Source organism: Thermochromatium tepidum ATCC 43061 (genome assembly GCF_009664085.1).
In the GTDB taxonomy this organism is placed as follows: domain Bacteria; phylum Pseudomonadota; class Gammaproteobacteria; order Chromatiales; family Chromatiaceae; genus Thermochromatium; species Thermochromatium tepidum.
On record NZ_CP039268.1, the window covers coordinates 357,501 to 372,729 of the forward strand.

General features: G+C 62.8%; 11 protein-coding genes, 2 rRNA genes and 1 pseudogene (1 of these 14 running past the window's edge). 12 read left to right on the top strand and 2 right to left on the bottom strand.

Annotated elements, in window-relative coordinates:
* The 6 genes from E6P07_RS01685 to E6P07_RS01710 form a co-directional block, all read left to right on the top strand.
* Window positions 1–1,321 (top strand): 23S ribosomal RNA (locus E6P07_RS01685) (it extends 1,571 nt beyond the left edge of the window).
* A 78-nt stretch (window positions 1,322–1,399) separates the two neighbouring features.
* Window positions 1,400–1,515 (top strand): 5S ribosomal RNA (gene rrf, locus E6P07_RS01690).
* A 268-nt stretch (window positions 1,516–1,783) separates the two neighbouring features.
* Window positions 1,784–2,623 carry an RNA polymerase sigma factor RpoH gene (gene rpoH, locus E6P07_RS01695; protein ID WP_153974009.1) on the top strand — a complete coding sequence of 280 codons (840 nt, stop codon included), beginning with the start codon at window positions 1,784–1,786 and terminating at the stop codon, window positions 2,621–2,623.
* A 105-nt stretch (window positions 2,624–2,728) separates the two neighbouring features.
* The gene (bchO, locus tag E6P07_RS01700; RefSeq protein WP_153974010.1) at window positions 2,729–3,631 is read left to right on the top strand and encodes an alpha/beta fold hydrolase BchO; all 903 of its coding nucleotides are present in this window, start codon (window positions 2,729–2,731) and stop codon (window positions 3,629–3,631) included.
* 76 nt (window positions 3,632–3,707) lie between these two features.
* Window positions 3,708–5,237, top strand: coding sequence for a phytoene desaturase (locus E6P07_RS01705; RefSeq protein ID WP_153974011.1), 1,530 nt, complete (start codon window positions 3,708–3,710; stop codon window positions 5,235–5,237).
* Window positions 5,218–6,285 (top strand): phytoene/squalene synthase family protein, encoded by a 1,068-nt coding sequence (locus E6P07_RS01710; protein WP_153974012.1) that lies wholly within the window; start codon window positions 5,218–5,220, stop codon window positions 6,283–6,285. The genes E6P07_RS01705 and E6P07_RS01710 overlap by 20 nt, the downstream gene beginning before the upstream one ends.
* 262 nt (window positions 6,286–6,547) lie before the next feature.
* On the opposite strand, the gene E6P07_RS01715 is transcribed toward E6P07_RS01710, so the two are convergent.
* Both E6P07_RS01715 and crtD read right to left on the bottom strand, forming a co-directional pair.
* Window positions 6,548–7,261, bottom strand: a complete 714-nt coding sequence (locus tag E6P07_RS01715; protein ID WP_343031240.1) for a carotenoid 1,2-hydratase — start codon at window positions 7,259–7,261, stop codon at window positions 6,548–6,550.
* 200 nt (window positions 7,262–7,461) lie between these two features.
* Window positions 7,462–8,967: a 1-hydroxycarotenoid 3,4-desaturase CrtD gene (gene crtD, locus E6P07_RS01720; RefSeq protein WP_153974013.1), complete on the bottom strand. Its 1,506-nt coding sequence runs from the start codon at window positions 8,965–8,967 to the stop codon at window positions 7,462–7,464.
* A 117-nt stretch (window positions 8,968–9,084) separates the two neighbouring features.
* On the opposite strand from crtD, the gene E6P07_RS01725 reads away from it, so the two are divergent.
* The 6 genes and pseudogenes from E6P07_RS01725 to E6P07_RS01750 form a co-directional block, all read left to right on the top strand.
* The gene (locus E6P07_RS01725; protein ID WP_153974014.1) at window positions 9,085–9,954 is read left to right on the top strand and encodes a polyprenyl synthetase family protein; all 870 of its coding nucleotides are present in this window, start codon (window positions 9,085–9,087) and stop codon (window positions 9,952–9,954) included.
* An 83-nt stretch (window positions 9,955–10,037) separates the two neighbouring features.
* Window positions 10,038–11,150, top strand: a complete 1,113-nt coding sequence (locus E6P07_RS01730) for a methyltransferase (RefSeq protein ID WP_153974015.1) — start codon at window positions 10,038–10,040, stop codon at window positions 11,148–11,150.
* 115 nt (window positions 11,151–11,265) lie between these two features.
* Complete coding sequence (locus E6P07_RS01735) at window positions 11,266–12,342, top strand: alcohol dehydrogenase catalytic domain-containing protein (RefSeq protein ID WP_153974016.1); 1,077 nt, start codon at window positions 11,266–11,268, stop codon at window positions 12,340–12,342.
* Complete coding sequence (locus E6P07_RS01740) at window positions 12,339–13,289, top strand: chlorophyllide a reductase iron protein subunit X (protein ID WP_153974017.1); 951 nt, start codon at window positions 12,339–12,341, stop codon at window positions 13,287–13,289. Before E6P07_RS01735 ends, E6P07_RS01740 begins: the two co-directional genes overlap by 4 nt.
* A 26-nt stretch (window positions 13,290–13,315) precedes the next feature.
* Window positions 13,316–14,704: a chlorophyllide a reductase subunit Y gene (bchY, locus tag E6P07_RS01745; RefSeq protein WP_153974018.1), complete on the top strand. Its 1,389-nt coding sequence runs from the start codon at window positions 13,316–13,318 to the stop codon at window positions 14,702–14,704.
* Window positions 14,692–15,190 (top strand): annotated as a pseudogene (locus tag E6P07_RS01750) (transposase DNA-binding-containing protein); the annotation flags it as partial. The gene bchY and the pseudogene E6P07_RS01750, both read left to right, overlap by 13 nt.
* Between the last annotated feature and the right edge of the window lie 39 nt (window positions 15,191–15,229).

Consider the following 15,229-nt stretch of genomic DNA (forward strand, 5'->3'; position numbering starts at 1 on the left):
GGTGGTGTGTGACCGTACCCGAAACCGACACAGGTGGGTTGGGTGAAAATCCCCAGGCGCTTGAGAGAACTCGGGTGAAGGAACTAGGCAAAATGGCACCGTAACTTCGGGAGAAGGTGCGCCTCTGAGTAGGTGAAGACCCGCGCGGTTGGAGCCGAGAGAGGTTGCAGTGACCAGGCCGCTGCGACTGTTTATTAAAAACACAGCACTCTGCCAACGCGTAAGCGGACGTATAGGGTGTGACGCCTGCCCGGTGCCGGAAGGTTAAGTGATGGGGTTATCCGTGAGGAGAAGCTCTTGATCGAAGCCCCGGTAAACGGCGGCCGTAACTATAACGGTCCTAAGGTAGCGAAATTCCTTGTCGGGTAAGTTCCGACCTGCACGAATGGCGTAACGATGGCGGCACTGTCTCCACCCGAGACTCAGTGAAATTGAATTCTCGGTTAAGATGCCGAGTTCCCGCGGCTAGACGGAAAGACCCCGTGAACCTTGACTATAGCTTTGCACTGGACGTTGAACCGACTTGTGTAGGATAGGTGGGAGGCTGCGAACCCCAAACGCCAGTTTGGGTGGAGCCGACCTTGAAATACCACCCTGGTTTGTTCGACGTTCTAACCTCGACCCGTGATCCGGGTCAGGGACCGTGCATGGTGGGTAGTTTGACTGGGGCGGTCTCCTCCCAAAGGGTAACGGAGGAGCACGAAGGTACCCTCAGGTTGGTCGGAAATCAACCCGCTGAGTGTAATGGCACAAGGGTGCTTAACTGCGAGACCGACACGTCGAGCAGGTACGAAAGTAGGTCATAGTGATCCGGTGGTTCTGAATGGAAGGGCCATCGCTCAACGGATAAAAGGTACTCCGGGGATAACAGGCTGATACCGCCCAAGAGTTCATATCGACGGCGGTGTTTGGCACCTCGATGTCGGCTCATCACATCCTGGGGCTGAAGTCGGTCCCAAGGGTATGGCTGTTCGCCATTTAAAGTGGTACGCGAGCTGGGTTTAGAACGTCGTGAGACAGTTCGGTCCCTATCTGCCGTGGGCGTTGGAGATTTGCGGGACGCTGCTCCTAGTACGAGAGGACCGGAGTGGACGGACCTCTGGTGTTCCGGTTGTCACGCCAGTGGCAGTGCCGGGTAGCTATGTCCGGACGGGATAACCGCTGAAAGCATCTAAGCGGGAAGCCCCTCCCAAGATCAGATCTCCCAAGGTACTCAAGACCTCTAAAGGTCCGTTGCAGACGACAACGTCGATAGGCGGGATGTGGAAGCGTGGCAACACGTGCAGCTAACCCGTACTAATTGACCGTGCGGCTTGACCATATAACACCCAAGCCCGTTTCCCTTACAGACTCACCGTTTCGCGGATCAGCGACCCCCAACCGCTGATCCCACCCTTCCCCTGGCGGCCATAGAGACTTGGAACCACCTGATCCCATCCCGAACTCAGACGTGAAACAAGCCTTCGCCGATCCTAGTCTGGGGCCTCCCCAGGCGAACCTAGGGCACCGCCAGGGACCTACCCCAGCCAAAACCCCCGCCCTATTTGGGAACGGGGGTTTTGGCTTTTCGTGTCTTTCCGCCATCAATCAGTTTCGACGATGATTTCCATCGAAACATACGATCTCTAATCTCAGCTTTGCCTCTTGCGCGAGATCCGCGAAACACCTAGAGTTTTACTCAACATCAATCAGGTGTTCACCTAAAAACCCTGTCAAAAGTGGTGGGAAAATCCTGACTTAAACTCTAGGATAATCATCGTCTAACTGACTACAGGTTCTTGCCATGTCCAAAGATTTCTCCACACTGCCAACCGGAACGATTGAGGCATACATCAACAGCGCTTACCAGATTCCTGTTCTGACTGCTGAGGAAGAGCGTTCGTTGGCGTTGCGTCTGCGCGATCAGAACGACATGGAGGCGGCCAAGCGTTTGGTGACTTCACATCTGCGCTTTGTGATCCGGATTGCCCGCGGCTATCTTGGTTATGGTCTGCCCCTACCTGATCTGATCCAGGAAGGCACCGTCGGCTTGATGAAGGCCGTGCGTCGTTTTGAACCCGACATGGGTGTGCGATTGGTGTCCTTCGCCGTGCACTGGATTCGCGCCGAGATCCATGAGTACATCTTGCGCAACTGGCGTATCGTCAAGGTCGCGACCACGAAGGCGCAGCGTAAGCTGTTTTTCAACCTACGCAGTTCTAAGAAACGTCTGGGCTGGTTGACCAAGCAGGAAGTGGAGGAGGTGGCGGCAGACCTTGGGGTCAGACCCGAGGTGGTGCTTCAGATGGAGTCACGTCTCTCCAACCAAGATCTGTCGTTCGACGGAGTTGAGGATGATGACGACGATTCACCGGTCGCGCCCTCGACCTATCTGCCCGATATGCGGATGGAGCCATCACGGATGCTGGAGCACGAAGACACGGATCGCGATCAGCGTGAGCGTCTTTACGCGGCTCTTGAGAAACTAGACGAACGTAGCAGGACGATCCTCTTTGAGCGTTGGCTGTCGGAAAAGAAGCAGACACTGCACGAACTAGCTGAGAAATTCGGGGTTTCTGCCGAACGTATCCGCCAGATCGAGAAGAGCGCCATGAAGAAGGTGCGTCTACAACTCGAAGTCTGAGGCCTAATCACTCGGTGCGGTGTAAAACGCTCTTGATCTAGTTCTAATCGATCGTTCCGAACAGCGGTTACAATTCCGCTGTTGCGGGTCGATTGCGTGAGGACGATGGGCGTGAATGCTGGACCGAGTTGGGAGTTGGATGGTCGGGATTGGCCAAACCGCTCGTCGAGTGAATTTTTCTCGGCGGGTGGCCTGCGTTGGCATGTCCAGCGAATGGGGCGGGGGCCAGTGCTGTTGTTGCTGCATGGTACAGGTGCGGCGACCCATTCCTGGCGTGATTTATTACCCATTCTGGCCAAACATTTCATGGTCATTGCGCCAGATCTTCCGGGACATGGTTTCACCGACGCGCCGCCCTCTGAGTGGATGTCGCTTCCGGGGATGGCAGGGCTTGTCGGTTCGCTTGTGGAGACATTGGATGTCCAACCCGATCTGGTGCTTGGACACTCGGCAGGCGCAGCCATCCTGATCCGCGCGCGTCTGGAGGGTCGGATCACACCGCGCGGACTCATCAGCCTCAATGGGGCCTTGTTACCCTGGCGCGGTCTGCCGGGACACTTCTTTTCGCCCGCGGCCAAGCTGTTCGCGACCAATTCGCTCGTCTCGCGTGTCTTTGCCTGGCGGGCGCGCGACCGTCGTGTCATTCAGCGTCTGATCGATAGTACCGGCTCGATCTTGGATCCGACTGGCGTCGAGCTCTATCAGCGCCTGATCCAGCATCCGTCGCATGTCCGTGCCTCGTTGGCGATGATGGCCAACTGGGATCTCAATCTGATCGAACAAGGCCTACCGCGCCTGGATATCCCTTTGTTCCTGATCGTCGGCGATCGCGACATGACCGTCTCGCCGCGCGAGGCGCATCGGGTCCGCGCTAAACTGTGCCCGGATGCCAAGCTGTTCGAACTGCCTGGATTGGGTCATCTGGCGCACGAAGAAAAGCCAGATGCGATCGCTGAGATCGTGCACGAGATCGGCATATCACTGGGATTGCTTGCGGCCAATTCCTGATCAATCTTAGGGGATGACGCGAGACCGATCTTGCTATACTGTCAATCTATCTTGACAGTAGAGCAGGTAAACAAACTTGACAGTTGCGGCTTCGCATGTTTCCGGTAGTGTTCAAGGTCGAGGCAAGGCCCATGCGGTCGTCATCGGCAGTGGTTTCGGCGGTCTGGCGGCGGCAGTGCGCTTGGCCGCGCGCGGCTTCCGGGTGACGGTCCTCGAAAAGCTCGACGCTCCCGGCGGACGCGCCTATGTCCATCGGCGCGAGGGTTTCGTGTTTGATGCCGGTCCGACCATCATTACCGCCCCCTTCCTCCTGGAAGAGCTCTGGAGCCTCGCCGGACGGCGCTTCGAAGATGACGTTGAGCTGCGCCTGATGGACCCCTTCTATCGGATTCGTTTCGACGACGGTCGGGTCTTCGACTACAGCGGCGACCCTGACAGGGTCAAGGCCCAGATCGCCCAGTATTCGCCGGCGGACGTTGCAGGCTATGATCGCTTCATGGCCATGAGCGAGCAGGTGTTCAGGGTCGGCTTCGAGGAGCTCGCCCATGTGCCCTTCACCCATCTGACTGACATGCTGCGGATCGTGCCGGCGATGGTGAGGCTCCAGAGCTACCGTACCGTCTACGGCCTGGTATCGAGCTACATCAAGGATCCCTTCATCCGCCAGGTGCTGTCCTTCCATCCGCTCCTGATCGGCGGCAATCCCTTCTCCGTGACCTCGATCTATGTCCTCATCTCCTTCCTGGAGCGCAAATGGGGTGTGCATTCTGCGATGGGCGGTACGGGTGCCGTGGTCAAGGGTTTGGTGAATCTGATCGAGGGTCAGGGGAGCGAGATCCGCTACAATGCCGAGGTCGAGCGTATCCTGGTCAAGGATGGAAAGGCCGTCGGCGTGCGCCTGGCCTCAGGCGAGGAGATCGCCGCCGATGTGGTCATCTCCGACGTCGATCCGGCCACCACCTATGGCCGGATGCTCGCCGACCACCCCCGCAAGCGCTGGACCGATCGCCGGTTCGAGCGCTCGCATTTCTCCAATGGGCTATTCGTCTGGTACTTCGGTACCAAGCGTCAATACCCGGACGTCAAGCATCATACGATCCTGCTCGGCCCGCGCTACCAGGGCCTGATCCAGGACATCTTCAAGCACAAGAGGCTCGCTGAGGACTTCAGTCTCTATCTGTACCGTCCGACGGCGACCGATCCGAGCCTGGCGCCTGAGGGCTGTGATACCTTCTACGCCCTGGCGCCGGTGCCGCATCTCGGCGGCGATACCAATTGGGAGGCCCAGGCCGAACCCTATCGCGCCCGGATCGCCAAGTATCTAAGCGACACGATCCTGCCCGGACTAGAGGATCAGATCGCGACCTCGCTCGTCACGACGCCCCTGGACTTCAAGCACCGCTTGAATTCCCATCTGGGCGCTGGTTTCAGTCTCGAACCCATCTTGATGCAGAGTGCGTGGTTTCGCCCGCACAACAAGAGCGAAGAGGTGGAACATCTTTATCTGGTCGGCGCGGGGACGCATCCGGGCGCGGGTGTACCCGGTGTGATCTCTTCCGCGCGCGTTCTCGACAGGGTGGTGCCCGATGCTTCAACGTTCGTCTGATCATAATCACACTAAGAAGCAGGCGACGGCGGCCGACATCGCCGTCTGTCGCGAGCTGCTGCGTGGCGGCTCGCGGTCGTTCTATGCCGCTTCCTTCCTGCTGCCAGCACGTTTCCGCGATCCGGCGATCGTGCTCTATGCCTTCTGTCGCATCGCCGACGATGCTATCGATTGCGTCGGCGATGACCCAGTTCTCCAAGCCCAAGCCTTGGAACGGCTCCACGACCGTCTCGACCGACTCTATGCCGGTCATCCGAATGATGATCCCATCGACCGGGCGCTCGCCGAGGTGGTGCGCAAATTCGCCATCCCCAAACGTCTCTTCGAGGCCCTGTTCGAGGGCTTTGCCTGGGATGCCGAAGGACGACGCTACGAGGATCTGTCCGGGGTTTATGCCTATTCGGCACGGGTTGCAGGGACGGTCGGGGCCATGATGGCGGCGCTGATGGGTGCACGTTCAGAGGATCTAGTTGCTCGCGCCTGTGACCTGGGCGTCGCGATGCAGATCACCAACATCTGCCGCGATGTCGGCGAGGATGCGCGCAACGGGCGGATCTATCTGCCGCTCTCCTGGGTGCGTGAGGCGGGCGTCGATCCGGACGAGTGGCTGAAGAATCCAGTCTTCAACGAAGCCATTGCCTCAGTCGTCCGGCGTTTGCTCCAGACCGCCGATGAGCTCTACCGGCGCTCGGATGCCGGAATCGCCGGTTTGCCGCTCGGCTGTCGTGCCGGGATCAATGCCGCGCGCTATCTCTATGCCGAGATCGGGCGTCAGGTCGAGCGCCAGGGGCTGGATTCGATCTCACGACGTGCCGTGGTGCCTGTGCCGCGCAAGCTGCAATTGCTCGCGCCTATCCTAGGCCGCGCTGTTGTGAGTGCGCGTCCCATCGACACACCTGCCCTCGAGGAAACACGTTTCCTCGTGGATGCGGTCGTCGCCGAGACGCCCAGGCGCACACCTGTTGGTGTCGGTGAACGTGTGATTTGGGTACTAGAATTGTTTCAGCAGCTTGAGGAGCGCGAGCGCGCGGCCTTGAGTTTACGCTGATCCACGAGTCTGCGCGAACCCCGTCTGAGCTGGGGATTCACTCAACCCCAGAGAGCGCCTTGGATGCCCGTGGAGGCGTTGCGTCGCTGGGGGCACAGGGGGATGGCCCGCGCGCGCAAGACCCAAGGTCAGACGGGGAAACCCACACCGACGGTCACGGCGTGAACATGGCTGAGCGGTTCGGACGTTGGCCAGATCTTCTCAAGACATCGGTGAGCGACTTGGGGCCAGTTGGCTGTTTTACAGACTGGCATGCACTGTTTCAGTGCTTGACCCGAGGCATACGGAACGGCAGCAACATTTTCACCCATGGGGTGCTGAACCTGTCCAGACACAGGCTCTCATGGACCGAGGTGGTGCGTTGTCCCAAGAGCCGCGTCTCGACCACCGAACGCGCATAGAAGGGTGTATCCTCCAGGGTCGCGATCACTCGCGGCTGATTGCCCGCCTCGCACTGGATCCCACGCGCGATGCGCCAGACGCTGGTCGTCGGCAGAGGCGCGCGTGGCGGCGGCGCGAATGTATCGATCTCGGCATTGGCATCGAAGCGCAGCGCCAGGCATGCGCCCTGTCCGTCGCGGGCGCGGGTATCATAGAGAATGGCCGCCTCGTGCTTCAGTTCGGTGCGTGACCAATCCCACCCCTTAAAGGCATATTCCAGGGGCTCCGAGCCTCGATTCGAATCCAGATAACCCGAACCCTTCCAGTTCAGCCGAGGGTGCGAGAATGTGACCTCGACCCGTGCCAGGGGGGCAATGGGCCACCAGCGATGACGTCCAGCGGCATCGAGCGCGAAGTCACGACCATTGATCCCAGTCGGATGGACGCGCACCCTGCCACGCAGACGTGAAGGAATGGGCGCGCCGATCTCGTCGATATCGATCACCAGGGTGTCACCTTCCCAGCGGACATGGCTAGGACCTATGACCAGATTGGTCCGGTCGCGCTGCAGGGCGGCACGTCCGCGCTCGGTCATGGCCCAGCGTTTGCCTTGGCGCCCATAGAGCGCGACGTTGAGTGCGCAATGATCGAGCGGATCGGCTCCGCCGCGCTGCCGCGCCCAGGCATAGTAGGGCGAGAAGACGCTGCCGAGCAGGGCAATCAGGGTCAGTCCGTACTGCTCGTCGTCGCTTAGGGCATCGACGTACCACCAGACATAACCGTCGATGTCAAGATTTAAGTCGAACGCTGGTCCGCGAGCAGGGCCTCCGCCGCGAGTCGACCCGAGATCGCCGCCATGGGGATGCCCGCACCCGGATGTGTGCCCCCGCCCGCCAGATAAAGCCCCGGGATCCGGGTGCGCGAGGCCGGCCGCGAGAACGACGCCCTCCAGCCGTGGGTTGCCTGACCATAGAGCGCACCGCCCGTGGCGGGAAAGCGCCGTTCGAACTCCACGGGTGTGGTCAGCACCATCCGTTCGGGGTCGCGTCGGACCCTCAGGCCACAGTGCTCCAGGCGTGAGAATACCCGTTGCTCGCATTGCTCGATCTCCACAGCGTCGAAGTCGTGTCGGTCGCCCCGTGGCGGGGCATTCAAAAGTAAGAAGAGTCGCTCGGGGCCGTCCGGTGTTCCATTGCCGTCGGTGCCGCGATCCTGGGCGCAGACATAGACGGTGCCGTCACGCGGCAGACGTCCCCGGCCAAAGATGTCTTCGAACTCAGAGGCATAGTCGCGTCCAAAGAAGACATTGTGCCGGGCCAACGGAAAGCCCTGGGTTTCGGCGCTCAGACACCAGGTCAGGGCTGAGAGTGAGCGGCGTTCGGGGTCCAAGGGCGGCAGGGCGCGTTGGGCCTCGGCGCCGAAGCGACCGCTGGTCAGGGCCGCCGGATCGGCGTTGACCACAATCGCCTCGGCCTCGATCCGGTCGCCCTCGGCCAGTTGAACGCCACGCACCCCGTTGGGACCGGTGAGGATCTGCGTGACCTCGCGCCCGTATTCGATGGTTGCGCCCAGTCCCTCGGCGAGCTGCGCCAGCACCAGCGCCACCCGATGCATCCCACCGACCACCGACCATACGCCCTCTTGCTCGACATGGGCGATCAGCATCAGGATCGCCGGCGCCATGAAGGGCGAGGAGCCGCAATAGGTTGAATAGCGCCCGAAGAGCTGACGGAGACGCGCATCCTTGAAATAGGCCCCCAGACTGTCCCAGAGGCTGGCGTAGGGCTGCACACCGCTAAGGGTGATCAGCCCCTTGAGACCGCAACGCCCCAGCAGGCCGAGCAGACTCGGACGCGAGGCGCGGATGAAGGTCGGATCCAGGGTGGTGTAGAGGGCACGCGCCTGCTTGCAGAAGGCGCGATAGCCGCGTGCCGCCTCCGCACCGGCGAAGTCGCCGATGGCCTCGAGGCTGCGTTCATAGTCGGCGTGGAGATCCAGCCGCTCCTGCTCGCTCCAGGCGTGGCGTGCTATGATCGACAGCGGCTCGAGGCTAAGATGCGCCTCGAGCTGCGCGCCGGCGGCCTCAAAGATCTCCTCGAAGATCCAGCGCATGGTAAAGACGGTCGGACCGGCATCCAGGCGATGTGGCCCGACCGCCACCTCACGCATCTTGCCGCCGGGCGTCTCGGCGCGTTCGAGCACCCGCACCTGGAGACCGCGCGCCGCAAGCTGCACGGCCGTTACCAGTCCGCCAACGCCGGCGCCGACGACAATGACTCGTTGATCCCGCCTCAAAACCATGACTCTAGGATTCGCGTTGACGTGTCGGATATTGATGTCTATTGTACATGACACTTTTGAGTGTCAACTCACATTTACACATTGAACACTGATCGAAGATTTGCCGGGGGATCGCTGATGGATGCCACAACGAGAATCGAGCAGGCGTTGACCGCCGCCATAGACACAGTGGTCGTCCCCGGTTGTCCGCCGCGTCTGGCCGCGGCGGTGCGGCACGCGGTCTTCCCAGGTGGCGCGCGGGTACGTCCGCGGCTATGTCTGGCGGTCGCTGCCGCCTGCGGCAAGCCGGATGATGCGGCCGCGGATGCGGCGGCCGTGGCTATCGAGCTGCTGCACTGTGCCTCGCTGGTGCATGACGATCTGCCCTGTTTCGACGACTCACCGCTACGCCGTGGCCTGCCCTCGGTACATTGCGCCTTCGGTGAGCCCCTGGCGGTTCTGGCCGGGGATGCGCTCATCATCCTCGCCTTCGAGCATTTGGCGCGCGTCCTGGCCGACTCGCCCGAGCGTCTGGCGCCGCTGCTCCTGACCATCGGTCGCTCGGTCGGGATGCCGTATGGCATCACCGCCGGTCAGGCCTGGGAGTGCGAACCCCAGGTGTCGGTCGCCGACTATCATCGTGCCAAGACCGGGTCGCTGTTCACGGCCGCCACGGCAGCCGGCGCCCTGGTCGCGGGGGCGGATGCCGCGGCCTGGAGCATCGTCGGCGACAAGATCGGCGAGGCCTATCAGGTGGCGGACGATCTGCGCGATGTGGCTGCCAGCGCTCAGGAGGTCGGTAAGCCGGTCGGGCGTGACGCCGTGCTCAACCGGCCCAGCGCAGCAGGTGAACTCGGCATCGACGGCGCCATCGCGCGTCTGCGCGATCTGGTCAAGGAGGCCATCGACGCGATTCCAGCCTGTGCTGGGCGCGACCAATTCGCCGAGGTTCTGATGGCCGAATCGCGTCGTATCCTGCCCAAAGATCTGACTCAGCGTGTGGCCTGAGTTCGGCTGTCTCGCTATCTTCCCATCCCTGGCGAATCGCACTGATCCAAGGTTCACCAGATTCTATTCGGTTTTGATGCCCTGTGCGCCTTCCCGAACCCCTGCTAGCCCTGCGTAATCGTGTGCTCTCCAAGCCTGAGTTTCAACGTTGGGCCTCAACCTTCCCATTGACTCGTTCGCGTGCCCGACGGCGGGCGCGTGAGCTGTTTGATATCGTCGCCGGTTTCGTCTACTCGCAGATCCTACAGGCCTGTGTGCAGGTGCGGCTCTTCGAGATCCTGGCCAAGGGGGCGCAATCGGTCGATGAGCTGGCGCCGCGCCTTGGACTGCCGATCGAGGGGGCGCGGCGTTTGCTGCGTGCAGCAGCGAGCCTGGAGCTGACCGAGCCCTGTGGTCGGGATCGCTATGCGCTTGGCGAACTGGGGGCAGCCATGGTCGGCAATCCAGGCATCGCGGCCATGGTCGAGCACCATGCCCTGGTCTATACCGATCTCAAGGACCCAGTGGCCCTGTTGCGCGGTGAACTCCCCAAGCGCGCCTTACAGGGCTATTGGGCCTATGTCGGTGCCGAGGCGCCGGCGGCGGCGGGCGAGCAGGCGGTCAGCGGTTACACTGAGCTAATGGCCCAGTCGCAGCACCTGATCGCCGACGATGTGCTCGATGCCTATTCGCTCAAGGACCATCGCTGTCTGCTCGACCTGGCCGGCGGCGACGGCACCTTTCTGGTGACGGCCGCCAAGCGCTGGCCGCATCTGCGCGTGATCCTCTTCGACCTGCCAGCAGTGGCCGAGCGGGCGCGGGCACGTTTTCAGCGCGAGGGCTTGGGTGATCGGGCGATGGCGATCGGTGGCGACGTGCGGCGCGATCCGCTGCCCTGGGGGGCGGATGTCGTTTCGCTCATACGGGTGCTGCACGACCACGACGATCAGGATGCACAGAACTTTGCGCGCGCGGCCTATCAGGCCCTGCCTCAGGGCGGACGGCTGCTAGTCGCCGAGCCGATGTCCGGCACGCCGGGGGCCGAGCCGATTGGGGATGCCTATTTCGGGTTCTATCTGCTCGCCATGGGCAGTGGTCGGCCGCGCACGCCGGCCGAGTTGAGGGAGATGCTGTTTGAGGTTGGCTTCGACCGGGTGCGTCAGATTCGCACCATTCGTCCGATGCTGACGCAGCTGCTCGTGGCACAACGGGCCTAAAAAACCCTGCTGATTCTGTCTATTGCTCACCCTCGTCTCAGGGTATTTTTCGCCTCGCGTCCAACTTCCGCTAAACTGTCGGATCTTTAAGACTCAACCCATCCGAGAGTTCGCCTTGAACCCAGATCTGCCACATCTCGAAGCCCTGGCCGTCGTCCTCGAAGCGCCTGAACGGCTGGGGCTGCAACGCTTGCCGCTCACCCCGCCCGAGGCCGGCGATGTCGTCGTCGATATGGAATGGAGCGGGATCAGCACCGGGACCGAGCGCCTGCTATGGTCAGGCACCATGCCGCCCTTCCCGGGGATGGGTTATCCGCTGGTTCCCGGTTATGAATCCGTCGGTCGCGTGAGCTACGCCGGGCCGGACTCCGGTCTGAGGGTCGGTCAGCGCGTCTTTGTGCCCGGAGCGCGCTGTTACGGTGAGGTGCGCGGACTGTTCGGCGGTGCGGCCTCGCGGGTCGTGGTCCCGGGCACGCGACTGCTGCCGGTGCCCGAGTCGCTCGGCGAGCAGGGTGTACTCTTGGCGCTGGCCGCGACCGCCTATCACGCCATCGCGGCACCGGCGACAAGTACGCCAGCCCATGCCGCGCTGCGGGCCGAGTCGGCGGCGGGCGCCACGGCTACTGGCGCGTCCGCGAATTCCGTTGCGAAGGCTGACGTCGGCATCGCGCCTGTCCCTCATGTCGAGTTGATCGTCGGTCATGGCGTGCTCGGGCGACTGCTGGCGCGCCTCGCGGCCCTGGGCGAGGGCCCCCGACCGGTGGTATGGGAGACCAACCCGGTGCGGCACAGCGGCGCCGAGGGCTATGGCTATGATGTCATCTTCCCCGACGACGACCCGCGCCGCGACTATCGCACCATCTGCGATGTCAGCGGTGACGCCCATATCCTCGATCGCTTGGTCGCGCGGCTGGCACGCGGCGGTGAGATCGTGCTTGGTGGCTTCTATCATGAACCGCTCAGCTTCAGCTTCCCGCCGGCCTTCATGCGCGAGGCCCGGTTTCGCATCGCCGCCGAGTTCCAGCCGTCCGATCTGGCGGCGGTGCGCGCCCTGCTTGAGGCGGGCCGACTCTCGCTCGACGGGCTCATCACCCATTGCGTCCCCGCGACCGAGGCCGATTCCGCCTATCGCACCGCCTTTGGTGACCCGAGCTGCCTGAAGATGATCCTCGATTGGAGAACCCTGCCATGACGATATCCGTAAATACCCCCAAGTCGAGTGCGTCTGCACTCAAGCAGACCCAGATCATCGCTATCTACGGCAAGGGCGGTATCGGCAAGAGCTTCACGCTCGCCAACCTGTCCTACATGATGGCGCAACAGGGCAAGAAGGTGCTCCTGATCGGCTGCGATCCCAAGAGCGACACCGCCACCTTGCTGTTCGGCGGTCGGAGCTGCCCGACCATCCTCGGTGTCTCCAGCGAGAAGAAAAAGGCCGGTGAGCAGGTCACCATCAGCGACATCTGTTTCAAGCGCGATGGGGTGTTTGCGATGGAGCTCGGCGGACCCGAGGTCGGGCGCGGTTGTGGCGGACGCGGCATCATCCACGGCTTCGAGCTGCTGGAGGGACTGGGCTTCCATGACTGGGACTTCGACTATGTGCTGCTCGACTTCCTGGGCGACGTGGTATGCGGCGGTTTCGGGCTGCCGATTGCGCGCGATCTGTGCCAGAAGGTCATCATCGTCGGCTCCAACGATCTCCAGTCGCTCTATGTCGCCAACAACGTCTGTTCGGCGGTCGAATACTTCCGCGGACTGGGCGGCAATGTCGGCGTGGCCGGCATGGTGATCAACAAGGACGACGGAACCGGGGAGGCCCAGGCGTTCGCGGCGGCGGTCGGGATCCCGGTCCTGGCGACCATCCCAGCCAATGAAGAGATCCGGCGCAAGAGTGCCAACTACGAGATCATCGGACGCCCCGATGGCCCCTGGGGGCCGTTGTTCGCGGAGCTGGCGACCCATGTCGCCGCGGCCCCGCCGGTGCATCCCAGACCGCTGACGCACGAGGCCCTGCTGGATCTGTTCAAGGGCGACCAGGTCGGGCGGCACGTGGTGTTGGAGCCAGCCCGTCCCGAGGACATGGGCGACCTCTCGGCCAGCGTCAAGCCGTCGCTTGAAGTCATCTACGACGACGCCTGATCGGAGAGCTTGATCGGAGAGAGACGATGGTTCAAGAATCCTCTTCCGGGTGTGCCACGGCTACAGAGCGTCCACGCGGGCCGCACGATCAGCCGCAGACCATGTGTCCAGCCTTTGGGGCGCTGCGCGTGGGGTTGCGGATGCGCCGCACGGCGATGGTGCTGGTCGGCTCGGGCTGCTGTGTCTATGGACTGAGTTTCACCGCCCATTTTTATGGCGCGCGGCGCTCGATCGGCTATGTGCCGTTCGACTCCGAGTCGCTGGTCTCGGGACGGCTGTTCGAGGACGCGCGCGAGGCGGTGCTCAAGCTCGCCGATCCCGACAAGCTCGATACCATCGTGGCGATCAATCTCTGCGTGCCCACGGCCTCAGGCGTACCCTTGCGTTTGTTGCCCAAGGAGCTGAACGGGGTGCGGATCCTGGGCATCGATGTGCCTGGGTTTGGCACCCCGACCCATGCCGAGGCCAAGGACGTGCTGGCTGGGGCGATGCTCCAGTACGCGCGTCTGGAGGCGGAGCAGGGGCCGGTGCAGGCCCCGCGCGGTGGGCGCAGTGCGCGTCCGACCTTGACCTTGTTGGGTGAGATGTTTCCGGCCGATCCGGTCGGGATCGGGATGATGCTCGATCCGCTGGGGTTGGCGGTCGGGCCTGTAGTACCGACACGCGAATGGCGCGAGCTGTATGCCGCGCTCGATTGTGCGGCGGTGGCGGCGATCCATCCGCAGTATCAGGCCAGCGCGCGTGAGTTTGCGGCGGCGGGGCGTCCGGTGGTCGGTTCGGCTCCGGTCGGGCGCGAGGGGACAGCGGCCTGGTTGGAGGCAATCGGGGAGGCATGCGGGATCGCGCAGGATAAGGTCGATGCGGCGAAGAACAAGTTCTTGCCGGCGATCGGTGCGGCACTCGCCGCCCATCCGATCCGAGGTCGGGTGATCGTCTCGGGCTATGAGGGCTCGGAGCTGCTGGTGGCGCGGTTGCTGATCGAGTCGGGGGCGACGGTGCCCTATGTCGGGACGGCCTGTCCGCGCACACCCTGGAACGAGGCGGATCTCGCGTGGTTAGAGGGGCATGGGGTGCCGGTGCAGTTCCGGGCGTCGCTGGAGCAGGATCTGGCGGCGGTCGAGTCACTGGAACCGGATCTGGCGATCGGGACCACGCCTGTGGTTCAGGCGGCCAAGGAGCGGCAGATCCCGGCGTTGTATTTCACCAATCTGATCTCGGCGCGGCCCTTGATGGGGCCGGCGGGGGCGGGGTCGTTGGCCCAGGTCATCAATGCGGCGCTGGCGAATAAGGAGCGGTTTGCCACCATGCGGGCCTTCTTCGAGGGCGTGGGGGAGGGTGAGACCAGCGGGGTGTGGCCGGTGATGCCGGTTAGGCTTGGAACACAGACCGCAGTGGGTAAGTCGCATCCCACTTGATTGAGCGCCTGGCCGACCAGCCGAGGGTCAGCATTCCCGGTGCTTGCAACGGCTGGGCGGAGACACAAGCGGCGTATCGGTTCCTGGGGTGTGGCGACTACGACTGGTAGGACATCCTGGAGCCGCATCGGCAGTGCACGCAGGCGCGGATGGCGATCCATCCGGTGGTGCTGTGCCTGCAGGACACCACGGAACTGGACTTCAACGGCCAGGGGATCAGCGGCTTGGGGCCGTTGAGTTACGAGGCCCAACGCGGGATGTATCTGCATCCGACCTACGCGGTGACCCCGGCCCGCGAGCCCCTGGGCGTCCTGGATGCTTGGATGTGGGCGCGGGAATTCAAGGATGCCGACGGCCATCGTGGGGGTGCGCCGGAGAGCCTGCGCTGGAAAGAAGGATATGAACACGTCGCGGAACTGGCGGCTGAGTTGCCCGACACCCGTTTGGTTTTATGTGGGCGATCGCGAAGCCGACACCCTGGAGGTCGCCGCGGAACTGATCGATTGGTACCGGGCGCGCTGGGAA